This window comes from Devosia sp. Leaf64 (assembly GCF_001421945.1).
Classification (GTDB): domain Bacteria; phylum Pseudomonadota; class Alphaproteobacteria; order Rhizobiales; family Devosiaceae; genus Devosia.
Window position 1 is genome coordinate 506076 of the sequence record NZ_LMLO01000024.1, and the last position, 23745, is coordinate 529820.

A 23745-nucleotide genomic window follows, 5' to 3' on the forward strand; every position below is an offset into this window, starting at 1 on the left:
CACCCATTCCGCCAGTCACACGGCCCCCACGCAGGGTCGGGCGGAATGGCCGGTGGATGGGGGCGCCTATCCGGGCGGGGAGTTGAAATACGGCAGCCGCGACTGAAATAACGTTCGCGCCTGATCCCGGACCCGCTGCAAACTCCGGATCCTGTGACGGGCGGCCTTTGGCTCCCAATGTCTAAAGAGGTAGAGCCAATGGCCGCCCGTCACCGTGAAACCGCAACGCCAAAAGGCTGGGCGGCGCTTCGGCACGTCCGGTTCTTCAGCGCACGAAATCTTCGTCTGAATACCCCTGCAGGTAGAGCAGTGCGGTGAGATCACCGTGGTCAACCCGATAGCCGGCAGCAGCAGCAACGGCAGGTTTGGCATGGAGCGCCACGCCAAACCCGGCAATGCCGATCATGTCGAGATCATTGGCGCCATCGCCGACAGCAACCGTCTGCGCCAGCGTCAAGCCGCGCTCGGCCACCAAAGCCTCGAGCCGCTCACGCTTGGTGTTCTTGTCGACGATGGGCTTTTGCACCGTCCCTGTCAGCGCGTCGCCATCGAATTCGAGCACATTGGCGATCGCTTCATCAAAGCCGATGCGCTTGGAGAAATAGTCGGCAAAGAACGTAAAGCCGCCCGAGACCAGCGAGGTATAGGCGCCATAGGCCTTCATCGTGTGGACGAGCGTTCGGCCGCCCGGGGTCAAGGTAATGGCCTCGCGGCGGATCGCTTCGATCGTCGCGCGCTCCAGCCCCTTGAGCAGCGCTACGCGCGTATCGAGCGCCTCGGCAAAATCCAGCTCGCCCCGCATAGCGCGCTCGGTGATCTCCGCAACCTGCGGCTTCAAATCCAGGGCAGCCGCCAGTTCGTCAATGCACTCCTGCTGGATCATCGTCGAATCCATATCGGCAATCAGCAGCAGCTTACGGCGGCCTTCGGAGGGCACGATATTGACGTCGACCGCGCGACTGCCAATGATTTCGCGAGCGATTTCGGCCGCGTTCGGCGCCTTGGGTTCGAGAATATCGCAGGCGACCTGATGGGTCAGCCAGTTGAGTTCTCCGCCCGTTTGCTGCACGACTGCCGCCGCGAGCGAAACGTCCAGTTCGGAATCGGCAGGATTGGCAATGAGGCTGAGAACCGGCATGGCAAAAGAGACTTTCGGGGGAGTAGAGTGACGCGCCAGAGAAGCGCCGTCCTGATAGCGGGTCCCACCGCAAGCGGCAAGTCGAGCCTCGCTTTGGCACGTGCCCAAGAGCGCGGCGGCGTCATCGTAAACGCCGATTCCATGCAGCTCTACGACACGCTCCGCATCGTCACGGCCCGCCCGTCCGAAGAAGACGAGGCACAGGCCGAACATCGCCTTTACGGCACAGTGCCGGCAGCGACCCGCTTCTCGACCGGCCAATGGCTCACTGCTGTCCGCGCCATTCTCGATGATATCGACCCCGCCCGCGAAGTCATTTTCGTCGGCGGTACGGGCCTTTATTTCGACGCGCTCATCAAAGGCTTTGCCGATGTCCCGGAAATCTCACCCGAGCTGACGCTGGCCGTTCAGGATGAAATCCGGCACCTCGACGAATCCGCTCGCATGGCTCTGCTTCAGAGAGAAGACCCCAATGCCGCAGAACGGCTCGGCGTCGCAGACCCCCAGCGCGTCATCCGCGTTCTCGCCGTCAAGCGCGCCACCGGCCGCCCGCTCTCCGACTTTCAGGACGATTTACAACCCGGCCTTCTCGATGGCTGGGGGATCGAGCGCTTTGTGCTCTCGCCGGATCGCGACATGCTCCGCGCCCGCATTGCCCGACGCTTCGAAGCCATGTTCGCCAGCGGCGCCGTCGAAGAGGTGAGGGCGCTCTTGGCGCAAAATCTCGACCCATCTTTGCCGGTCATGAAAGCTATCGGCGTCCGCGAAATCGGCGATTGGCTCGATGGCGTCCAAAGCCGCGACGACGCTATCTCGCTCGCCACCATCGCCACGCATCAATATGCCAAGCGCCAGCGCACCTGGTTCCGAAACCGCATGGGTGAATGGCCGCGCCTCGGCCTCGAGGGCGCGCCCTTGGTTTAGGCCGGTTGGCCAATCCCACGCATCAGACCGATGCGCTCGCGCAGCGCAAACCGCGTCACCAGCACCACGGCAACGAAAGCCAGGCCCGCAGCCAGGCCGATCCAGATGCCGACGCCACGCCATTCCGCCACGAAGCCGAGGAAATAGGCGATCGGCAGCCCAACCATCCAATAACCCACGATCGCCAGAATCATCGGTGTCTTGGTGTCGCTCAGCCCACGCAGCGAATGCGCCGCAACGACCTGCGCGCCGTCGACGAGCTGGAAAACCCCGGCGACGACGAGGAATGACGCCGCCAGCGTCAGCGAGGTGACATTGGCATCGACATGCGGATCAAGAAACACTTTTACGATATGCGGCCCGAAGGTCAGGAACGATATGCAGGACACGGTCATGAACGCCGTGCCCATCATGAACGACGTCCAACCCGCCTTGCGAATGCCCTCCACATCGCCGCGCCCATAGGCCATGCCGACACGCACCGTCGCGGCAACGCCCAGGCCTAGCGGCACCATAAAGGCGATCGACGCGCATTGCAGCGCAATCGCGTGCGCCGCCACCTCGTCCGTCCCGAGCCGGCCCATCAGCAAGGCAGCAGCGGTAAACATGCCAACCTCGGCGACGACCGTCAGCCCGATCGGCGTGCCGATGCGGAAAATCTCGCGGAAGCGCGGCCAATCCGGTTTCCAGAATCGCAGCAGCACATGGAAGCGCTTCAGCCGCCGATGCCGCACGACATAGGTCACCATAGCAATAAGCATCACCACATTGGTCAGCGTCGTCGCGATTGCCGCCCCGCGTAGTTCCAGCCGCGGAAAGCCGAAGTGGCCAAAGATCAGCACATAGGCGGTGAGCGCATTCACCAGCACGCCCATCACTGTAATGACGAGAATCGCCCGCGTCGCATCGAAGGCCGATAGCAAAGACCGAAACGCGATAATGCCGAGGGCCGGGAACAGCGACCACGCGGCAATCTGGATGAACTGATTGGCCAATTCCGTCGCCTGCGGGTCCTGGCCCAGCGCCTGATAGATCGGCTTGATCTGCAGAACGATCGGCACCAGTACCATGGCCAGAACGATCGCCGCCCAGCAGCCTTGCCGCACGATGCGGCGCACGGCCTTGATGTTGCGCGACCCGCGCGCCTGCGCCACGAGCGGGGCTACAGCGCCCACGACGCCGATGCCGCCAACCAGAAACGGCATCAGAAATGTCGTCGCCAACGTGCCGGCCGCGAGATAGTCGGAGCCGAGCCAGCCGAGAAGAATCACGTCCGTAGTGTGAAGGGCATTCTGGGCCAATTGCGCGATGACCAGCGGCCAGGCGAGCGCAAAGGTCGCGCGGAATTCGCTCGCCCAACTGCTCAAGCCGGTTTGTTCGGCGTCGCTGCCAACGCCCGCGACATTATCGGTCATTTCCATTTCCCACCTTCAGGCGTCATGCTCTAGTCCAAAGCGGCTGCCGCTGGAAGATGGAGACGAAATTGACGCTCGCATTGCGCAGATCATTCATGGTGCTGGCAGGTTTTCTGGGTGCGCTCGGCGTCGCGAGCGCGGCCGCGGCGTCCCATGGCTCCGACGTCCGCAATGTCGCGGCCATATCGACGATCGCACTGGCCCATGCTCCGGTACTCTTGCTTCTTGCACTGGTCGGCCGGGGCAGGGCCCTTGTCGCAGCGGGCGTAATTCTCTCGATCGGCGTAACCTTATTCACGGCTGACCTCGCCATGCGACAGTGGGTCGGCGCGCCATTATTCCCCGGCGCCGCGCCGATAGGAGGTGGAGCCTTGATCGTTGGCTGGATTGTGATGGCGATTTCAGCCGCGTTCCGGTCATCCTTTAACAATTGATTCAAACTTTCTTGAGCGCGATCCGGAACCAAGCCCAAAATTCCGCATTATGTGATCGATCAGTTCCCTGGAGGATCCTATGCATAAGTTCTTGATTATCGCCGCCGCCACCCTCTCCCTGGCTGCCTGCACGACCACACAGCAGGGCGCTACGGTTGGCGCACTCGGCGGTGCCGTTGTTGGTGCTGCCGCAACCGGCGGTAGCGGTGTAGGGACCCTCGTTGGCGCCGGCGTTGGCGCAGTCGTCGGTGCAGCCGCTGGCGACGTCCTCGGCCGCGTTGAAGGCAGCAACGACCGTTGCGTCTATCAGCGTCCGAACGGCACGCGTTACGTCGATACCTGCCCACGCGGCTAATTTCGCTGAGGCGGTTTACGACCTAAACCGCTGATGTGGTGCAAAGGCACCCGGTCGGATCCCCCACCGACCGGGTGTTTTGCCGTTCACGATTGCACACGCGTGCAATTGAAGCCGACACAATGGTTCGCTATTGGTTAATGTCAGCATCCGAATCATCGATCCGGACTTATGTCTAAGGGCGTGAAGTCCCCACTGTTTTTCTGGCGCCACCGTGAGATGGCGTTGCACCGGAGCCAGAGTTATCGCGCCATTGACCAGTCCGTCTGAAACCATCCCGCCAGCTCCAGAGCAGCTCGAAGTCCGACAGTCGGGCGCGCTGCCCTATGCCTATATCAATGGTAACCTTCACTTTCTGATCGTCACCACGCGACGGTCCGGACGCTGGATATTTCCAAAGGGCGGTGTGAAGCAGGGCTATACCCCATGGGATAGCGCGGCCTGCGAGGCGGAAGAGGAAGCAGGGGTTGGGGGCGAGATTTCCGATCTGCCGATCGGCGCATATCAGGCACGGGTCGGGTCAGATGCACTGCTGGTCACCGTCGATATCTATCCCCTCGAGGTGACGCGCCAGTATGATCAATGGCGCGAAAAGGGCCAGCGGCTGCGCCATTGGGCGACCCTGACGGAAGCGCAGCGGCTGCTGGGTGAGCCCGTGCTGTGTGACCTGGCCGAGAAGCTGGCGCGGCAGTTGAGTTCTGGCGGTAGAGCCGCTGGTCTTGACATGGACGATCCAAAACCTCTATCAAGACGCATCTGATTTTTAGGAGAGGTCCCGTGCGGGCACTCATTCTCGTAGTACGCTGGCGCATCGGCAACGTGGGGTAAGTCCCCGCGCGATAGCTGGTGCGCCGAACACAGGTCCCGAAAGGGGCCTTTTTTATTGCCTTTTTTTCGCAAAAGCGGTTTGAAGGCGTCAAGAAACGTAATGCCCGGTACGGTGGGCTCGAGGAGTAGGAAGCGCAAATGGCCGAGAAAATGACCGGCGCGGAAATGGTGATCCAGGCGCTTGCGGATCAAGGTGTTGAACATATCTTCGGCTATCCCGGCGGTGCCGCCTTGCCGATCTACGATGCGATGTTCCAGCAGGAGCAGGTCAAGCATATCCTGGTCCGCCACGAGCAGGGCGCCACGCATATGGCCGAAGGCTATGCCCGCTCGACCGGCAAGCCCGGCGTCGTGCTGGTGACCTCCGGCCCCGGCGCGACCAATGCGGTGACTGGCCTCACCGATGCGCTGATGGATTCCATCCCGCTCGTTTGCATCACGGCCCAGGTTCCGACGTCGCTGATCGGCACCGATGGTTTCCAGGAGTGTGATACCGTCGGTATCACCCGGTCGTGCACCAAGCACAATTATCTGGTGAAGGATATCAAGGATCTGCCGCGCGTGCTGCACGAGGCCTTCCATATTGCCACGACCGGCCGTCCGGGCCCGGTGGTGGTCGATATTCCAAAGGACATCCAGTTCGCCCTCGGCGACTACTATAAGCCCGAGATCGAAACGCTGCGCCACGCGTCTTACCGCCCCCAGGTGGATGGCGATTTGAAAGCCATCGAAGCAGCTGTCGATCTCATGCTCAAGGCCGAGCGTCCGGTGTTTTACACTGGCGGTGGCGTGATCAATGCTGGTCCCGAAGCCTCTGAAAACCTGCGCGAACTCGCCGAACTCACCGGCTTCCCGGTGACCTCTACGCTCATGGGTCTCGGCGCTTTCCCGGCATCCAATGCGCAGTGGCTCGGCATGCTCGGCATGCACGGCACTTACGAAGCCAATTGGGCGATGCATGACTGCGACGTCATGATCAATATCGGCGCGCGGTTCGATGATCGCATCACCGGCCGCATCGACGCGTTCTCGCCCAATAGCCGCAAGATCCATGTCGATATCGACCCGTCGTCGATCAACAAGATCATCCGCGTCGATATCCCGATCGTCGGCGATTGCAATCGTGTGCTCGAAGAGATGATCCGCGTCTGGCGTAGCCGCACCAATCAGCCGCGCACGGAGGCCATTGCGCCGTGGTGGAAGCAGATCGAAAAGTGGCGCAGCGTCGGCTCGCTCAATTTCAAAAACTCCGAGACGACGATCAAGCCGCAATGGGCGATCCAGCGCCTGTATGAAGCGACCAAGCAGCAGTCGAAGGACGTGTTCATCACGACCGAAGTGGGCCAGCACCAGATGTGGGCCGCGCAGCACTTCCACTTCGACAAGCCCAATCGTTGGATGACCTCGGGTGGCCTCGGCACCATGGGCTATGGCCTGCCGGCCGCCGTCGGCGTGCAGGTGGCACATCCCGATGCGCTGGTGATCGACATTGCCGGCGAAGCGTCGGTGCAGATGACCATGCAGGAGATGTCGACGGCGGTTCAATATCGCCTGCCGATCAAGATCTTCATCCTCAATAATGAGCGCATGGGCATGGTTCGTCAGTGGCAGGATCTGCTGCACGGCTCGCGCTATGCGCATTCCTATTCGGAATCGCTGCCCGATTTCGTCAAGCTCGCCGAAGCCTATGGCGGCAAGGGGATCCGTTGCGAAAACCCGGCCGAACTGGACGCCGCAATTGCCGAAATGCTCGACTATGACGGCCCGGTTCTGTTCGACGTCATCGTCGAAAAGGACGAAAACTGCCTGCCGATGATCCCATCGGGCAAGCCGCACAACGAGATCATCCTGCCCGATACGGCCAATCTCGGTTCGATCATCGACGAAAAGGGGCGCGCGCTGGTCTAAGCCGGCAGCGGAGGAACGAGAAATGAACGCACATATGCAGCCGACCGGGTCCGCTTATTTCCTGACCCAGGAAACGCAACAGACCGAACGCCACACGCTGTCGGTCCTCGTGGACAATGAGCCGGGAATCCTCGCGCGCGTCGTCGGCCTCTTTTCGGCGCGTGGCTACAATATCGAAAGCCTGACCGTCAGCGAGACGGAACATGGCCGGCGACTTAGTCGCATCACTGTCGTCGTGGTCGCAACGCCAAAGGTGCTGGTGCAAATCAAGCTCCAGCTCGAGCGTCTCGTGCCCGTCCATCGGGTGCATGACCTGACGGCCGAGGGCAACTACGTCGAGCGCGAGCTGGCGCTGATCAAGGTGAAGGGCACGGGCGAACACCGTGCGGAAACGCTGCGTCTGGCCGATGCCTTCCGCGCCCACATCGTTGATGCCACCGTTGAAAGCTTCGTCTTTGAAGTGACCGGCAAGCCGGACAAGATCGACAGCTTCATCGCCTTGATGGGCCCGCTCGGTCTCGTCGAGGTGGTGAGGACCGGCCTTGCTGCCATCGGCCGTGGTCCCGAAGGCATGTGATTAAATGCCGCCGCGGGCAACCGCGGCGGCCTTTCTATCCACGTGGTCAGGCGTCAATATATGATGATGCCGGGCACATAATCTGACCGGTTCATAAAAGGTTGGCTTGGGCGGCTCGCTCTGCTTGGTGTAAGGCAGGGGCAATCACTCGGGGCCGTGCCATGACTCTTCTGTCCGTCAATCTCAACGCCGTCGCACAATTGCGCAATCGCCGCGATTTGCCTTGGCCCAGCGTCACCGGCATTGCGCGCGTGGTTCTCGATGCGGGCGCGAGCGGCATCACCATCCACCCCCGTCCGGACGAACGGCACATCCGCCGCACCGACGTCTATGACCTCAGCACATTGTTGCGGCAGGATTATCCAGAAGCAGAATTCAACATTGAGGGATATCCCAGCGATGACTTCCTCGAACTGATCGAGGACGTTAATCCGCACCAAGTGACGCTGGTCCCGGACGATCCGGCTCAAGCCACTTCCGATCACGGGTGGGATTTTGTTGGCAAGAACAATTTTCTGACCTCCGTCGTCCAGCAGATGCGGCGGCCCGATTGTCGTATTTCCCTCTTCTGCGACCCTGACGCCGGAAGGGAAGGGGTCGCGGCCGCGAAAGCCACAGGTGCGGACCGGATCGAATTGTTCACCGGCCCCTATGGTGCCTGTTATGCCGATCCGGAACAGGCACTGGTCGAACTCGAGGCGCTTGCCATTACCTGCCAGGCCGCTCTCGACGCCGGCCTTGGAGTCAATGCTGGCCACGACCTCACGCTTGCCAACTTGCCAGCCTTTCAACTCGCCGTTGTCGGCGTTGCCGAGGCATCCATCGGCCACGGCATTACCGCCGATGCTTTGCTGATGGGGTTCGATGCAGCGACCAGGCGGTATATCGAGGTTCTAGCCTGACCCTCATTGTTTCGGCTCTGCGAACGCTTCGTCGCCGCCTGGACGACGGAGCCAAGGCGCCGCGTCACAACTCCGCCTGACAATCGCTAAACATCAGCCAGATCCAATACTTACATGAATGTGCCTTAGGCAATCGTGTGACCCTGGATCACACGTCGGTGCCCTCTTGAGGAAAATACTCTCAGGCACATATATCGCCTCAGTTACCTTTTGTGACCAAGGAGGGCATCAAATGTCCAAGCTCAAGATCGGCGTCATCATCTCGTCCACCCGTCCCACCCGTTTCGGCGATGTCCCCGCCAAGTGGATCCTCGAAAAGGCGAACGAGCGCCCCGAAATCGAAGCCGAGATCGTTGACCTCCGCGATTTCGACCTGCCGTTCTTCGACGAAATGGCCTCCAATGCCTGGATGCCGTCGCAGAACCCGGAAGCTGTTCGCTGGCAGAAGAAGATCGGCGAATTCGACGGCTTCATTTTCGTCGTTGCTGAATACAACCGCGCTGTCACCGGCGCGCTGAAGAATGCTCTCGACCAGGCCTATGTCGAGTGGAACAAGAAGGCTTTCGGTGCAGTCGGCTACGGCACTGTCGGTGCTGCGCGCGCCATCGAAAACCTCCGCACCATCGGTATCGAACTCCAGATGGTTTCGACCCGTTCGGCCGTCCACATTGCCGGCGGCGACTTCTTTGCCGTGCACCCGCTTGGTCAGCAGAACAAGCCAATGTCCGACATCGAGCCGTCGATCGGCGCTTCGACCAAGGACATGCTCGACCAGCTCATCTGGTGGGGCAATGCAGCCAAGGCTGCTCGCGGCTAAGCCGCAGCGCCAACCGGAATAACGAAGACCTCCAAGTCTCGTTTGCCTTGCAGGGGTTGTGCCGAAAGGTGCAACCCCTGCATGCCTTTGTAGTTCTGTAACTCTAATGGTGTTGTGTGTGGGAATGGGCGGGTGTATAGCGGCGCCCGCCCTTAACAGCGAGAGCCCAAAAGCTCATGACGCAAGTGGATTCGACCGGTCATGCCGGTGTGGCAGCGACCGGTGACGCCGGGCACTCACACAATAATCTCCCCATTCTCACCCTTGGCGCCATCGGCGTCGTCTATGGGGACATCGGCACTAGCCCGATTTACGCCTTTCGTCAGGCCATGCAGGTCAGGCCCGGGGCCGCAGCGTCGAACATCGAAGTGCTGGGCCTTCTCTCGCTGATCGTCTGGGCGCTGACCCTGACGGTGGCCGTCAAATACGTGTTCTTCGTGACCCGCGCCGACAATAATGGCGAAGGCGGTACGCTGTCCCTGATGGCGCTTGCGCGCAAAACCTTCACCAATCCGCCGATCTGGATCACGACACTCGGCGTCCTCGGCGCGGCGCTTTTCTTTGGCGACGCTATCATTACGCCAGCAATTTCAGTCCTTTCGGCCGTGGAAGGTATCGAACTGGTTCAGCCGGGCATGACCCGCTGGGTCGTACCGATCACCCTTGTGATCATCCTTGGCATCTTCGCCGTCCAGAGGTTCGGCACCGCCAAGGTCTCCATCGTCTTCGGCCCGGTCACCATGGTCTGGTTCCTGACGCTCGGCATTGCCGGTTTGGTCAACATTTTCCAACATCCCGACGTGCTCCAGGCGCTGAACCCTTTGCTCGGCCTGCAGTTTCTGACCACACATATCGGCATCGCCTTCGTTGTCGTCGGTGCCATATTCCTTGCCGTGACCGGCGCCGAAGCGCTCTATGTCGACCTCGGTCATTTCGGCCGCAAGCCCATCGTCCTCGCTTGGTTCGGCCTGGTCTTTCCCTGTCTGCTGCTCAACTATTTTGGCCAAGGCGCCTATGTCATCGGCCATGGCGTCGATAACGTCGCGAGCCCGTTCTTCGAAATGATCCCGGAATGGGGTCTGTTGCCCTTCGTCGGCCTTGCCACTCTCGCGACGATTATTGCGAGCCAGGCGGTGATCACCGGCACCTATAGCCTCACGCAGCAGGCCATCGCCCTCAATATGCTGCCGCGCATGGTCGTGCACCACACCTCGGCGACACAGAGCGGCCAGATCTACATGCCGCAGATCAACTCGATGCTGATGATCGGCGTGCTGGTCCTGGTGGCAGCCTTCCGGAGTTCTGAAGCCCTTTCGAACGCTTACGGCATCGCCGTTTCGGGCGTGATGATCGTGACGCTGTTGCTTCTCGTCGTCGTGATGTGGCGCAACTGGAAATGGAACCCTATCGTCGTCGTGCTCTTCGGTGCCGTCTATCTGTGCATCGATGGCGGCTTCTTCGCCGCGAACGTCTCCAAGCTTTTCCAAGGCGGCTGGGTGCCGGCGGCAGTTGCACTCGGGGTCGCACTCCTGATGTGGAGCTGGATGGCCGGACGGAAGCGCCTGGCGGACAAGACGCGGCGCGACGAAGTTCCGCTGGAGTTTCTAGTCAACAATCTGGCCAAGAAGAAACCGACCACGGTGCCCGGGACCGCGATCTTCCTCACCAGCGATATCGAAGGCGCGCCGACGGCGCTCTTGCACTCTCTCAAGCACTACAAGGTGTTGCACGAGCAGAACGTCATCCTGACGGTCAAGACCTCGGCCTCTCCGCGTGTGCCCGATGATGAGAAGGTGACGATCGACGCCTATAACGAGCTGTTCTTCCGCGTCGTCGTGACCTTCGGCTATATGGAAACGCCGAACATTCCCAAGGCCTTGGCGCTCGCCCGCAAACTGGGCTGGAAGTTCGATATCATGTCTACCTCGTTCTTCCTGTCACGTCGGTCGCTCAAGGTCGGAAACAAGAGCGGTATGCTGCGCTTCTGGCAGGATCGCCTCTTCGTTCGCCTGGCACGCAACGCCAGCGACGCGACGGAATATTTCCATATTCCGACGGGTCGAGTTGTCGAGATCGGCACTCAGGTGGTGATTTAGGCCGCTTATTTCGGCATGTCAGGGCAGACATAGGGAACGTCGGCCAGCACGAAGCGCTGTTCGACATTCTCGCTGACCAGATGCAGGTTGAGGACGAGTTCGCTCGCCGACACGCTGACGATATCAGCATTGATGGTCATGCCATCTTCGTCCCAGGAAATGGCCGTATCTGAAACCTGCTGCCATTTGGACAGGCGATAGGTCTCCCAGCAGCTATCGGTGACTAGCGTGCCGTCGGCGAGAAAGATTTGCGCGGCACCAGGGCTAGCCGTGTCACCCTGCTGTATCCAGACTTTGTTGAGCAATGGATTGTCGCTGTCAGTATCGACGTCGCCATCGATCGCAGTGTCTTCTGCTGCTGCCGGAATGCACCCCGCGGCGCCGACGCCCCAGACGGTGAGGAGGGCAATGATTGCTGCCTTGGTATCCATGCACTTCTCCCTTTATGCAGCCAAGATGGTCACCTCAAATGACAGGTACAAGGCTGTTCCCGCCTTGCGGCGAAATTTCGATGGCTGAGAGGATTTTTGGGGGCGGCCGGACGAGATAGCTATTGGCGGTGAGATAAACGAAAGCCCATCTAACCTCACGGTCGGATGGGCTTATTTTGTTTCAGGCCGGACGAGAGGTTGTGCCGAGCTTGAGATTGTTAGGCGCGTTGTAGGCCGAGGATGCGGTCGTGATCGGAAACGCGTTGCGTTTGGACCGGCCAGAGCGAATAGTCGACGCTGCCCAGTTCGCGCTGGGCGTGGACGGGCCAATTGGGGTCGTTCATTGCGCCGCGGGCAAGGGCGATGAAATCGGCGTCGCCGCGCTGGATGATGGATTCGGCTTCATGCACATCGCCAAGAAGACCGACGGCCATGGTCGGGATATCGGCGCCTTGCTTGACCGCCCGCGCGAAATCGACCTGATAGCCGGGTGCTGAGGCGATACGGCCCTGCGCAAATCCGCCGCTTGAGCAATCGATGGCATCGACGCCGCGTGCCTTAAGTTCGCGCGAGAGCACGACGCTGTCCTCGACGGTCCAACCGCCTTCGGCGTTGTCGCTGACCGAGATACGCGCCAGAAGCGGCTTGTGGGCCGGCCAAGCAGCGCGGACAGCCTCGGTAACCTCGAGCACCAGCCGCATGCGGTTCTCACGCGAACCGCCATATTCGTCCGTCCGGTGATTGGCGAGCGGCGAAAGGAACTGGTTGAGGAGGTAACCATGGGCGGCGTGGATTTCGACCGTGTCGAACCCGGCCTTTTCGGCGCGCAGCGTCGCGGCGACGAAGCCGTCAATCACATTCTGGATGCCGGCCTTATCGAGTTCTGTCGGGACCTGGAAGCTCGGATCGGCCGGATTGGCCGATTCAGCGCTCGGCGCAACCGGCTGCCAGTGTTCGTAACCAGCGGCCTTCTTCTGCCCTTCGGTCTGCAATTCCTCCGGGCCGCGCCAGGAAACAGGGGTCGAAGCCTTGCGGCCGGCATGGGCAAGTTGAATGCCTGCGGCCGAGCCCTGCGTGTGGAGGAAATCAACGATACGGGCGAGGGGGGCGATATGGTCGTCTTTCCAGAGGCCGAGATCGGCATAGGAAATGCGGCCTTCTGCAACGACCCCAGTCGCCTCGAAAATAACGAGCCCAAAGCCGCCGATGCCGAAGCGGGCGAGATGGGCGAAGTGCCAATCATTGGCGAAACCATCGATGGCGGAATATTGGCACATGGGGGCGACAACGGTCCGGTTGCGCAGGATCAGGTCGCGCAGGGTGATGGGGGAAAATAATTCGGTCATGAAATTCTCTCGAAACGCGTCGCCGGAAACGGCATCGCTGGATAGATGCACTTCGTTCGCTCTATCGGCAAGTGCCGATGGAGATATTCGTGGGCTGACATTGCAGGAGTGCGTGTTAAGCAGCTCTGGCATGGGCAGAATCGCAACGTTACACTAACCTTGAACGGCGCACTGGGAGAGGGCGATGAAGATTACGCTAGACCTTGATGCGCTTGTCGCGGCGGGCAAAATCTCGCCGGAGGAAGCCGAACGTCTCAAAGGCTTTGCCGCAGCCGATACTGGCGCCCTCGGTGCCAATATTTTGTTCGCGCTCGGCGCTATAGCGGTTTGCGGTGGCGTCGGCGCATTGCTCCCGACGCTCGAGACCTTATTCGCGCTCGGCGCTGTGCTTTTTACGGCCGGCCTCGTCGTGCGGCTGCGCGGCTTGGCGCGGCTGCAGATCTTCGCACAGATCATCATGACAATTGGCGCCCTTGCACTCTGCAGCGGCATCGGCGGGCTCTATGGCGACAATCCGCTGGTGCGCGTGGCGCTGACGCTCGGCTTGGCGGCCGCTTCAATCGTGGCCAGGTCCGGACTTCTCGCAGCGCTGGCGGTGCTCGGCTTTGCGACCATTCTCGTCTTCAACGATGTGTCCTGGCCGCCAAACCACATGATGGTCACCGTCATCATCGGTCTGTGCGCGCTGATCCTTGCCCTTTATCTGATTTCGCTGCGCCTGCGGCCGGCAGAGGAAGGTCTGGCTATCGTCGCCATGCGCGTGGCGATTGTGCTGGTCAACGGAGCTTTTCTCCTAGGCTCTCTCTTTGGCGACGATAGCGCCGGCATCAGTTCGACGTGGTTTTCAATCGTCTGGGCGCTGGCTCTGCTCGCATTTGGCGCCTGGGCCGTTGCAGCAAACCGGCGCTGGGTCGTCAATAGCGTCGCCGTTTTCGGTGCCGTCCACTTTTTCACGCAGTGGTTCACCTTCCTCGGCGCGCAACCTCTGTCGATCCTCGGCGGTGGGCTGCTGCTGATCGTTTTCGGTCTTGCCCTCGCGCGTTTCAACCATTGGGTCGGCGACCGGCCTACAAAAGGCAAAGCATAGATGACGTTTACCGCTGAGAGATTTCGCGCGCTTCTAGGTTTCGAGCAACGGTCGGCTGTCGAAACCGATCGGCAGATCGAAGACTACGGCGATTATGTCGTCGAATATTTACGCCTGCAGATCGGCGGGCAGGATGTGCGTGGAATTCTGACGCGGCCTACCGTGGTCGATGGGACACTGCCAGCAATCCTTTATGGCCATTCGCATGGCGGCGGCTATGCGATCGGCGCGCGTGAATTGCTTGATGGGCGCGAATATCTGGTGGGGCCGCTGGGGCCGGTTTTTGCGCGCGCCGGCTATGTAACGCTCTGCATCGATATGCCGATCTTTGGCGAGCGGGCCACAGTGAGCGAAAGCGCTGCGGCCAAGGCGTTGCTTTGGCACGGCAAATCGCTGTTCGGTGAAATGTTGTCTGATCACGCAGCGGCGCTGACTTATCTTGCAGGACGCGACGATGTCGACGCCAAGCGCATCGGGGCATTCGGGCTCTCGATGGGGTGCGTGTTGAGCTATTGGCTTGCCGCGATCGATGATCGGATCGCCGCCGTCGCACATCTCTGCTGCTTTGCCGATTTCCGAACCATGATCGAACTCGGCGCGCATCACGGGCACGGGATTTATCTGACCGTGCCGGGCCTGTTGCGTGAGGCCGATGGCGGGACGATTGCGGCCCTGATCGCACCGCGGCCGCAATTGATCTGCGTTGGCGAGGCCGATCATTTGAGCCCGCCGCTGACCGTGCAGCGGGCCTGGGCGGAGTTGCAGCCCGCGTACGCCGAAGCGCAGGGGAAGCTGGAGCTTGTGAGCGAGCCAGGTGTCGGGCATCAGGAAACAACGCGGATGCGGGAGGCGGTGCTGGCGTTTTTTGGGAAGTGGTTGGGGTAAGCTTTCTAGGCGCCGTCACTCTCGCCAGGGACCAGTTCCATCGGCCAAATCCGCTGTGTTCGGCCCAAGGGATATGCCTCCGCATAAGCCGGCATCGTGGCTAGCAGCGCCTCGCCGATGGCAGCGCCCAGTCCGGTGAGGGAAAGGCGGAAGCAGGTGAGGCGGGGGGACATGTAGCGAGAGACTGGATTTTCGCGGAAACCGATCACTGCGAGATCTCGCCCGGCTTGCAGGCCAGCTTCTCCGAGTTGGCGATAGAGGCCGAGCGCCAGCAATTCATAATTGAGGATGACGGCGCTGGGGCGGTCCTTCATGGCCAAGAGCTCGTGGCCGAGCTGATAACCGCCAAGCTCTGACGACGGCACGCGGAAGACCATGGAAGGGTCAAAAGCGATGCCGTGGCGAGCCAGCCCGGCCTTATAGCCATCAAGGAAGATGAAGCCGAGATTGATGTCATTGCTGGGCACGGCCACGGCGATGCGGCTATGGCCGGCCGAGACCAGTCGATCGATGGCGCGACGGGCGGCGCCATCGAAATCGAGGTCGATCCAGGGATAGTCCCCCGGCGTGTTGGAGCGCCCCAGGGTGATGAAAGGGATGCGCATCTTGGTCAGCATATCGATGCGCGTGTCCTTGCGGTGCGTCGCCGAGATGATGAGCCCATCGACTAGGCGCCGTGCCATCATGCGCTGGAGATAGACGGCAGGATCTTCGCCCGTGGGGCAGGGTAGGACGATAAGATCGAGATGGTGGCGGGCAAGCACGGACTGCACGCCATCAAAGACGCCCATGAAGAAGTTGTCATTGCCGCCATTCACATCGGCGCCAAGCTCGATCATGAAGCCGATGGCATTGGTATTGCCCTGACGCAGACTGCGACCAGCCTGATTGGGCACATAGCCCATGGCGGCGGCGGCTTCGAGAACGCGCTGACGGGTTTCTGGGCTGACATCGGCGCGGCCGTTGAGGGCACGCGAGACTGTGCCGATCGAGATGTCGAGTTCTTGCGCAAGCCGTCTGATGCCCTTCACTTGGCCCCCCAAGAAATTTCCAGAAACGTTTACGGCGATGTCTTGACATGAAATCGCTCCCGATTGTAGCGTCGTAAACGTTTACGGCAACACGTGCAGGACGCCCCACAAGAGGCCCGCCGATTGTTGCAGGGGAGAGGATCTTTGCAGTTTACAGCCGTACTTGCGGGTTGCGGAGCCATGTCCAAAGGCTGGCTCAACGCTCTGACTGAGCACCCTTTGCTCAAGGGGCGGGTGCGCATTGTCGGCCTCGTGGATCTCGACCCGAAGGTAGCCGAGGCGCGGGCTGCGGAATTTTCCCTTTCGGATGTGGTGATCGGTAGCGATCTCGATAGGGTTCTCTCTGACACCAAACCCGACCTGCTGTTCGACGTCGTCGTGCCCAATGCGCGGCCTGCACTTGTCGCGACCGGTTTGCGCCATGGTTGTCATGTGCTGACGGAAAAGCCGATGGCGCCTGCGCTCGATAGTGCGCGCGCCATGGTCGAGCAGGCAAAAGCGGCCGGGAAAATTCATGCCGTGGTGCAGAACCGGCGCTATGTACCGGGCGTGCGGCGCATTCGGCAGGTGATCGAGAGCGGCGCGCTAGGGCAATTGACGTCGATCAATTGCGATTTCTTCGTCGGCGCACACTTTGGTGGTTTCCGCGAGCAGATGGAAAATGTGCTGCTGCTCGACATGGCGATCCACACGCTCGACGCGGCGCGGTTCATGGCTGGCACGGCGCCGAGGGCCGTCTATTGCCTCGAAGTCAATCCGCCGGGCTCTTGGTATGCCCATGGCGCGGCGGCCAATGCGATCTTCGAATTCGAGGACGATATCGTCTTCAACTATCGCGGCAGTTGGAGCGCCGAGGGCGCCAATACCAGTTGGGAAGCCTCCTGGCGAATCGTCGGGACCAAGGGCACGCTGCTCTGGGACGGCTACGACAAATTCGAAGCGCATCAGGTGTCGGGGACCGAAGGGTTCTTCCGCGATCTGCAGCCGCTCGACATTCCCGAAATGCCAGATGCCTCGAAGACCGGGGGGCATGCCAGCGTCATCGCTGATTTCCTCGACGCTATCGAAGCTGGCGCTGCGCCCGAAACGGTCGGCAGCGACAATATAAAAAGCCTCGCCATGGTCTTCGGGGCCATCGAAAGCGCGCGGCTCAAGCAACGTGTTCAGATTTCAGCTTAAGGTTTTTGTTCGTGTCCAACCCCGCCAAATCCATTCGCATCGGCACCATGATCCAATCCACGGAGGGGAAGGCGCCGGAGAACATTGCAAAAATCGCCGACCTCGGCTTTGAGAGCTTTGAGCCGTTCTTCTGGCAGACGACGAATGGCCAGGACCTGGCCGAACTGGGCAAGCGCTGTCTCGATGCGATCGGGGACCGCGATATCACCATTTCGACCATCGGCATGTTCGGCAATCCGCTCGAAGACCAAGAGATGGACCGCCAGACGCTCGAAGGCTGGAAGCAGTGTATCGACAATGCGCACCATTTCGGGGCGACCTGTGTCGCCGGTTTTACCGGGCGCATTCGTAACAAGGTGCTTACCGATAGCCTGCCACGCTACAAGGAAGTTTGGAGCGAACTGGCGAAGCGCGCGGCGGACAACGGTGTGAAGATCGCCTTCGAAAACTGCGCCATGGACGGGAATTGGGCGAGCGGCGACTGGAACATCGCGCACAATCCCGATGCCTGGGAGCTGATGTTCAACGAGACGCCGGACGACAATATCGGGCTCGAGTGGGAGCCCTGCCATCAGATGGTCTATCTGATCGATCCCATGCCGCAGATCCGGAAATGGGCGCACAAATTCTTCCACATCCACGGCAAGGACGCGACGATCCGCTGGGAAGTCATCAAGGAGCATGGCGTCTTTGGCAAGGAGAAGTTCGTCTTCATGCGCACGCCGGGTTTTGGCGACAGCAACTGGACCGACGTGATCTCGGAATTGCGGCTCGCTGGCTATCAGGGCTCGATCGATATCGAGGGCTGGCATGACCCGGTTTATCGCGGCGATCTCGAGATGACGGGGCAGGTGCATGCGCTCAATTATCTCAAGGCCAGCAGGGGCGGAGAATTTGTCGCCGCATAAGTCATACTTAACTTGACGTAGGCAAGAAAAACGTTTTCTCTGGATGAGAAAACGGTTTCTCGGGAGGATTTCGTGAGCGCTGGGGGAGGTCGAGTTCGCATTTACGATGTCGCACACCTCGCCGGCGTGAGCGTTGCGACGGCCTCGAAGGCCTTAAACGATACGGGCCGCATGACCGACGAGACGCGGGCCAAGGTTAAGGTCGCTGCGGCAGAACTGGGCTTTCGGCCCAATGCGATGGCGCGGGGGTTGATCCAGCGCCGCAGCTTTACCATTGGGCTGCTGACCAACGACAGCTATGGCCGATTTACGTTGCCGGTTATGGCTGGGATTTCAGAGGCGCTGGTTGATCAGGGTGTGTCGGTTTTCCTGTGCGGGATCGAGGACGATCCGGCGCTGGGCAAGCTTCATCTCGATGCCATGCTCGACAAGCAGGTGGATGGAATCATCGCCTCGGGCAAGCGTGTGGACCGACGGTTGCCGGTGGACCTCAGCAACCTGCCAGTGCCGGTGGTCTATGCCTTTACAGAAGGGCATGAGGGGTCGGTGACGCTGGTTTCAGACGATGCGCAGGGGTCGGCCGAGGCGGTCGAGCATCTCAAGCGTCTGGGTCGAAAACGTATTGTCCACGTTACCGGTCCTGAGACCTTCGCCTCGGTGCGTGAGCGCGCGGCAGCCTATCGCAACGCGCTGGGAGGCGAGGGCATCGTGCTCCATGGCGAGTGGTCTGAGCATTGGGGACATGCGGCCGTCGATCTTCTGTGGACCGCTGAAGGCGCGCGGCCGGATGCGATTTTTTGCGGCAATGACCAGATCGGTCGCGGCGTCGTCGATGCCTTGCGCGAGCGCGGGGTCAGCGTGCCGGAAGATGTCGCCGTGGTCGGGTTCGACAATTGGGACATCGTTGCGAGCCAGACGCGGCCGCCGATGACGTCGGTCGACATGAACTTGAAAGCCATCGGGCGGGAAGCCGGGCGGCTGGTCCTGGAATTGGCGGAGGGGAGGGTAGTTGAGCCGGGGATCCGGAAACTGCCGTGCCGTCTCGTCATCAGACAATCCTGCGGCGGAAACGCTGCGGTTACGCATCGACGCGGAGGGGTAGAAGCCACCGTCGACTAAAGCCTGGCTGGGGCTGGAGGGCCCCAATCGGAGCAATTTGCGGCGCTTGTGCCGCTTGGGAGAGGAACGACATGAAACTGCATCTTGCCGCACTGATGGCTGCCGCCGGCATTGGCGCAATGAGCCTTGCGACGCCCGCCTTCGCGCAGGTCACGCTAAAGATTTGGTCGATCGATGGCGTCGATCGTCCCGGTATCGCCGATACCTGGTCCAAGGAATTCGACGAAGCCAATGAAGATATCGTCGTCGAATATCGCGCCGTTCCATTCGACGAATTGGTCAACGAAACCCTGCGCGCCTTCGCGACTGGCAATGCGCCCGATATCGTCTCGTTCGATAATCCGGACTTTGCCATGTTCTCCTCGCGCGGGGCGATGCTCGACATCACCGATCGCGTGAAGAACTCGGAAATCCTGAGCAAGGCGCAGTATTTCGAAGGCCCGCTCAATTCCGTCACCTGGGACGGCAAGCTCTACGGCATTCCGAAATATACGGACACGATCGGCGTCTTCTATAACAAGGATCTTTTCGCCAAGGCTGGCATCACCGAGCCGCCGCAGACCTGGGACGAATTTGCTGCCGACGCTGAAAAGCTGACCGATAGCGCCGCTGGCGTCTATGGCGCGACGTTCTCCGCTCGCGCCGGCGAAGAAGGCACGTTCCAGTTCCTACCCATCATCCAGATGTCGGGTGGCGGATATGACCACGTGAACACCGAGGGCGCGGCCCAGGTGCTCGATCTGTGGAAGAAGATGATCGACAATGGCTGGGCCTCCAAGGACGTCCTCAGCCTGGGTCAGTGGGATTCGACCGGCACATTCAACTCGGGCAATGCCGCCATGGCGGTTTCCGGTCCATGGGAAGTCGATCGCATGATCGAAGACGCCAAGTTCGATTGGGGCGTGACGCTGCTCCCGACCATCACCGAAGGCGGCGATCGCTCTTCGGCTCTCGGCGGCTTCGACTGGGGCATCATGTCGACGACCAAGCATCCGGACGAAGCCTTCCGCGCGCTCGAGTTCTTCTCGAGCAAAGACGGTACGATGTTTGAAGACTTCGGCAACCTTCCAGCCCGCGCCGATATCGCTCTGCCCGCCAGCGGCGATGCGCACAAGGACGCTGCTCTCAAGGTGTTCCAGGAACAGCTAAAATATGCTCAGCCGCGCGGTCCGCACCCGGAATGGCAGAAGATCTCCAAGGCGATCTATGATGCCATGCAGGCAGCCCTGACCGGCCAGATGTCGTCCAAGGACGCGCTGGATCAGGCCCAGGCTTCGATCGACACCATCCTCGGAAAGTAAGGTCTTCGCCTCTCCCCAAGGGGAGAGGTCGACACGAAGCATCACCGAATTCGCGTCAGCGAATTCGGTTGGGGTGAGGGGGCCTTCTAGTCCTCCCTGAAGAGAAGGCTCATTCACCCCAAGTGCTTTGCAATCCGACTGCTCCCGCAAAGGGAGGGGTGGCCTGCGGCCCGCCTTGGAGGTCTTATGCAACGATTTCTTTCTGGCCTGCGCGATGGCGTGGGATTCGATATTCTTCTGATCAGTATCGCGATGCTCTTTCTCATCGCCATGGCGGGCTTGCCGCTGGTCTATAATGTGCTGATGAGCTTTCAGCAGGTGGACATGTTCACCCTGGGCTCATTCATCCGGCCATTTGCCGGCATCCAAAACTATATCGACGTGGTGCGTCAGCCCGAATTCTGGCTGGTTACGCGTAATACCGCCGTCTTCGTTTTCTTCTCCATGGCCGGACAATTTGTGCTCGGCTTCGCTCTGGCGCTGTTCTTCGCGCAGAAGTTTCCAGGCGCTGCCACCATTCGCGGACTGTTCCTCGTCTCCTGGGTCATGCCTGGACTCGTCGTCGGCGCAATCTGGAGCTGGATCCTCGCCGGTGATTTTGGGGTGCTCAACGCCATCCTCAAGAGCCTTGGCATCATCCAATCCAATATCTTCTGGAAGTCGGACCCAAGCGTTTCGATCTGGGCAGTGATCATTGCCAATATCTGGCTTGGCCTTGCCTTCAATATGCTGCTGCTCTCGGTGGGTCTCGCTGGTATCTCGCGCGATCTCTATGAGGCTGCGGAACTCGATGGTGCCAATGCCTTCCAGCGCTTCTGGACCATCACCCTGCCGATGATGCGGTCGACGATCGGCGCGGTGCTGTCGCTTGGCCTGATCGGCACCTTGCAGCAGTTCGACCTTTTTCCCGCGATCACCGAGGGTGGCCCGGCCAATACCTCGACCGTGGCGCAATACTGGTCCTGGCAGATGAGCTTCCAGCTCTACGACTTTGCCAAGGGCGCGACCATTTCCGTGATGATGCTGGTGCTCGTGCTGTTCGCCTCGATCATCTATGTGCGTTCAACCCGGCACGAGGTGCGCGGATGACCCGGCCTTATGTTCCTTGGCTGCTGCTGGCCGTCGCTTTGGCGCTGGCGGCGGTTTATCTCTTCCCGCTCTACTGGATGTATATCACCAGCCTAAAATCGGGCTCGGAGATCTTTGCCAATCCGCCGACCTTCTGGCCACGCGAAGCCGATCCGTCGGTCTACGGCGCCGTCTGGTCGCGACGGACGATGTCGACCTTCCTCTGGAACTCGACGCTGATCGCGGCGGGCGTGACGGCGATTACGGTCATCTTTGGCACGGGCTGCGCCTATGTGCTGGCGCGGTATCGCAATGTCTGGGTGGATGTGGGCCTCTTTGCCATTCTGATGCTGCAGGTTCTGCCAGCATCGGTGATGGTGACCCCGCTCTTCGTCGCCTTCAATCAGTTCGGCTTGCTCAACTATCCACGCACCGCCGTGGTGCTCGCTGCAGCCGCCAAAGCCATGCCGTTCTTCGTTGTGCTGGTCCGCGCAACATTCATGACGGTGCCGCGGGAACTCGAAGAAGCGGCGCTCGTCGATGGCAATTCCCGCATGGGGGCATTCTTCTCGATCGTCCTACCGCTGGCCCGAAACGGCATTCTGGTCTGCGCCATTCTCACCTTCATGAGCTCGTTCGGCGAATACATCTACTCCAAGTCGATCATCCAAGACCCATCGCTGCAACCGGCCAGCGTCGGCCTTTCCGGCTTCCTCGGTCCCAATTCGACCGACTGGAATTCCATCATGGCCTATTCGGCGATCTATGTGACGCCGATCCTTGCCGTCTTCGTGCTGTTGCAGCGCCGTATCGTCTCCGGCCTCACCTCGGGAGCCCTCAAATGACCGCCCAGATCGAACTCAAGAATATCGAAAAGCACTATGGGTCGTTTCATGCCCTCAAAAATGTGAGCCTGACGATCGACAAGGGCAGCTTCGTTGCGCTGGTCGGGCCTTCGGGATGCGGAAAATCGACGCTGTTGCGCTCGATTGCCGGGCTCGAAACCATCAGTTCGGGCGAATTGTCCATCGCTGGCAAGACGATGACCGGGGTTCCGCCACGGCATCGCGACATTGCCATGGTGTTCCAGAGCTATGCGCTCTACCCGCACATGACGGTGGAGGAAAACCTCACCTATTCGCTGCGGCTCCATGGTGTCGGCAAGGCTGAGGCAAAAGCCAAGGCGGCCGAGGTGGCGCAGACGACGGGGTTGGGCCAGCTTTTGCCCCGCTATCCCCGCCAGCTTTCGGGCGGGCAGCGCCAGCGCGTGGCCATGGGTCGGGCGATCATCCGTAACCCCAAGGCGTTCCTTTTCGACGAGCCGCTTTCGAACCTCGACGCGGCGCTGCGCGTGCAGATGCGCAAGGAAATCCGTGCGCTGCATGATCGGCTTGGCGCGACATCGGTCTACGTGACGCATGACCAGATCGAGGCCATGACCATGGCCGATTGGGTAGTGGTGATGCGCGATGGGATCATCGAACAGCAGGGGCGGCCGCTTGATCTCTACGATCATCCGGTCAACCGATTCGTCGCCGGCTTCATCGGCTCGCCGGCTATGAATTTCATCGAAGGTAAGATTGCGAGTGATGGGCGGGCTGTGGACCTCGTCGGGGGCGAGCGCATTCCGCTGGCGCGACAGGCGGAGCCGAACCAGCCGGTGGTGGCGGGTTTGCGGCCGGAGCACATGAAGCTCGCAACGGGCACGCCGACTTTCCACTTTCCGGTGGGCAATGTGGAGTCGACGGGATCTGCGACCTATCTCACCTCCGCTGACGGTCACCTGCAACTGGTGCAATCGGAACGCTCGACGGTTTCGGTCGGCGATCGGGTTGGGGTCGAGATCGATCCGACGTTGATCCATCTCTTTGATCCGCAGAGTGGGAAGCGGATTTAACTTTCTCTTCGCCTCTCCCACCGGCTGTCATCCCGGCCTTCGCTGGGGTGACTATCGGGGATAGGAGGGAGCCCAAAATCCAACGTCTAAGAATTTGTC

At 60.6% G+C, this 23745-nt stretch carries 23 protein-coding genes; 18 read left to right on the top strand and 5 right to left on the bottom strand.

All coding sequences use genetic code 11. The annotated features are described in order from the left end of the window. Window positions 1-265: 265 nt before the first annotated feature. Window positions 266-1138, bottom strand: coding sequence for a phosphoserine phosphatase SerB (gene serB, locus ASE94_RS20115; protein WP_062631787.1), 873 nt, complete (start codon window positions 1136-1138; stop codon window positions 266-268). Between the two features lie 27 nt (window positions 1139-1165). Between serB and miaA the strand changes: the two genes are divergently transcribed. Next, window positions 1166-2062, top strand: a complete 897-nt coding sequence (gene miaA, locus ASE94_RS20120) for a tRNA (adenosine(37)-N6)-dimethylallyltransferase MiaA (protein WP_062631788.1) — start codon at window positions 1166-1168, stop codon at window positions 2060-2062. Here the strand turns inward: miaA and ASE94_RS20125 are convergent. Beyond that, window positions 2059-3477, bottom strand: a complete 1419-nt coding sequence (locus ASE94_RS20125; RefSeq protein ID WP_062631851.1) for an MATE family efflux transporter — start codon at window positions 3475-3477, stop codon at window positions 2059-2061. The genes miaA and ASE94_RS20125 overlap by 4 nt on opposite strands. A gap of 68 nt (window positions 3478-3545) precedes the next feature. Between ASE94_RS20125 and ASE94_RS20130 the strand changes: the two genes are divergently transcribed. From ASE94_RS20130 to ASE94_RS20165, 8 genes are all read left to right on the top strand, one after another. Beyond that, entirely contained in the window at window positions 3546-3911 is a 366-nt protein-coding gene (locus ASE94_RS20130) for a DUF423 domain-containing protein (RefSeq protein ID WP_244484240.1), read from the top strand. Window positions 3912-3990: 79 nt separating this feature from the next. Then, window positions 3991-4266 carry a YMGG-like glycine zipper-containing protein gene (locus tag ASE94_RS20135; RefSeq protein WP_061911048.1) on the top strand — a complete coding sequence of 92 codons (276 nt, stop codon included), beginning with the start codon at window positions 3991-3993 and terminating at the stop codon, window positions 4264-4266. Between the two features lie 253 nt (window positions 4267-4519). After that, window positions 4520-5026, top strand: a complete 507-nt coding sequence (locus tag ASE94_RS20140; RefSeq protein WP_062631790.1) for an NUDIX domain-containing protein — start codon at window positions 4520-4522, stop codon at window positions 5024-5026. A gap of 206 nt (window positions 5027-5232) precedes the next feature. After that, a complete protein-coding gene (locus ASE94_RS20145) occupies window positions 5233-7002 on the top strand; it encodes an acetolactate synthase 3 large subunit (RefSeq protein WP_062631791.1) in 1770 nt (589 codons plus the stop codon). Between the two features lie 22 nt (window positions 7003-7024). Then, complete coding sequence (ilvN, locus tag ASE94_RS20150; RefSeq protein WP_061911054.1) at window positions 7025-7579, top strand: acetolactate synthase small subunit; 555 nt, start codon at window positions 7025-7027, stop codon at window positions 7577-7579. Window positions 7580-7740: 161 nt separating this feature from the next. Next, complete coding sequence (locus ASE94_RS20155) at window positions 7741-8481, top strand: pyridoxine 5'-phosphate synthase (protein WP_062631792.1); 741 nt, start codon at window positions 7741-7743, stop codon at window positions 8479-8481. A 232-nt stretch (window positions 8482-8713) separates the two neighbouring features. Then, window positions 8714-9298, top strand: a complete 585-nt coding sequence (locus ASE94_RS20160; RefSeq protein ID WP_062631793.1) for an NAD(P)H-dependent oxidoreductase — start codon at window positions 8714-8716, stop codon at window positions 9296-9298. Window positions 9299-9474: 176 nt separating this feature from the next. Further along, window positions 9475-11394 (top strand): potassium transporter Kup, encoded by a 1920-nt coding sequence (locus ASE94_RS20165; RefSeq protein ID WP_082461345.1) that lies wholly within the window; start codon window positions 9475-9477, stop codon window positions 11392-11394. A 5-nt stretch (window positions 11395-11399) separates the two neighbouring features. On the opposite strand, the gene ASE94_RS20170 is transcribed toward ASE94_RS20165, so the two are convergent. Both ASE94_RS20170 and ASE94_RS20175 read right to left on the bottom strand, forming a co-directional pair. Next, on the bottom strand, window positions 11400-11825 hold the full coding sequence (locus ASE94_RS20170; protein WP_062631794.1) for a hypothetical protein: 426 nt from the start codon (window positions 11823-11825) through the stop codon (window positions 11400-11402). A 218-nt stretch (window positions 11826-12043) separates the two neighbouring features. Then, on the bottom strand, window positions 12044-13171 hold the full coding sequence (locus ASE94_RS20175; RefSeq protein WP_062631795.1) for an NADH:flavin oxidoreductase/NADH oxidase: 1128 nt from the start codon (window positions 13169-13171) through the stop codon (window positions 12044-12046). Between the two features lie 184 nt (window positions 13172-13355). Between ASE94_RS20175 and ASE94_RS20180 the strand changes: the two genes are divergently transcribed. Together ASE94_RS20180 and ASE94_RS20185 are read left to right on the top strand one after the other, a co-directional pair. After that, window positions 13356-14258 (top strand): hypothetical protein, encoded by a 903-nt coding sequence (locus ASE94_RS20180; RefSeq protein WP_062631796.1) that lies wholly within the window; start codon window positions 13356-13358, stop codon window positions 14256-14258. Continuing rightward, window positions 14259-15143: a dienelactone hydrolase family protein gene (locus ASE94_RS20185; protein WP_062631797.1), complete on the top strand. Its 885-nt coding sequence runs from the start codon at window positions 14259-14261 to the stop codon at window positions 15141-15143. Between the two features lie 5 nt (window positions 15144-15148). On the opposite strand, the gene ASE94_RS20190 is transcribed toward ASE94_RS20185, so the two are convergent. Then, window positions 15149-16174 (bottom strand): LacI family DNA-binding transcriptional regulator, encoded by a 1026-nt coding sequence (locus tag ASE94_RS20190; RefSeq protein ID WP_062631798.1) that lies wholly within the window; start codon window positions 16172-16174, stop codon window positions 15149-15151. A gap of 144 nt (window positions 16175-16318) precedes the next feature. Between ASE94_RS20190 and ASE94_RS20195 the strand changes: the two genes are divergently transcribed. From ASE94_RS20195 to ugpC, 7 genes are all read left to right on the top strand, one after another. Beyond that, window positions 16319-17353, top strand: a complete 1035-nt coding sequence (locus tag ASE94_RS20195) for a Gfo/Idh/MocA family oxidoreductase (protein ID WP_156352240.1) — start codon at window positions 16319-16321, stop codon at window positions 17351-17353. An 11-nt stretch (window positions 17354-17364) separates the two neighbouring features. Next, window positions 17365-18261 carry a sugar phosphate isomerase/epimerase gene (locus ASE94_RS20200; protein ID WP_062631852.1) on the top strand — a complete coding sequence of 299 codons (897 nt, stop codon included), beginning with the start codon at window positions 17365-17367 and terminating at the stop codon, window positions 18259-18261. 72 nt (window positions 18262-18333) lie between these two features. Then, window positions 18334-19380: a LacI family DNA-binding transcriptional regulator gene (locus ASE94_RS20205; RefSeq protein ID WP_062631800.1), complete on the top strand. Its 1047-nt coding sequence runs from the start codon at window positions 18334-18336 to the stop codon at window positions 19378-19380. Window positions 19381-19451: 71 nt separating this feature from the next. Further along, window positions 19452-20681: a sugar ABC transporter substrate-binding protein gene (locus ASE94_RS20210; RefSeq protein ID WP_062631801.1), complete on the top strand. Its 1230-nt coding sequence runs from the start codon at window positions 19452-19454 to the stop codon at window positions 20679-20681. Between the two features lie 186 nt (window positions 20682-20867). Next, the gene (locus tag ASE94_RS20215; RefSeq protein ID WP_061911077.1) at window positions 20868-21770 is read left to right on the top strand and encodes a sugar ABC transporter permease; all 903 of its coding nucleotides are present in this window, start codon (window positions 20868-20870) and stop codon (window positions 21768-21770) included. Then, complete coding sequence (locus tag ASE94_RS20220) at window positions 21767-22594, top strand: carbohydrate ABC transporter permease (RefSeq protein ID WP_061911079.1); 828 nt, start codon at window positions 21767-21769, stop codon at window positions 22592-22594. Before ASE94_RS20215 ends, ASE94_RS20220 begins: the two co-directional genes overlap by 4 nt. Continuing rightward, window positions 22591-23646, top strand: a complete 1056-nt coding sequence (gene ugpC, locus ASE94_RS20225; protein WP_062631802.1) for a sn-glycerol-3-phosphate ABC transporter ATP-binding protein UgpC — start codon at window positions 22591-22593, stop codon at window positions 23644-23646. The genes ASE94_RS20220 and ugpC overlap by 4 nt, the downstream gene beginning before the upstream one ends. Window positions 23647-23745 lie beyond the last annotated feature (99 nt).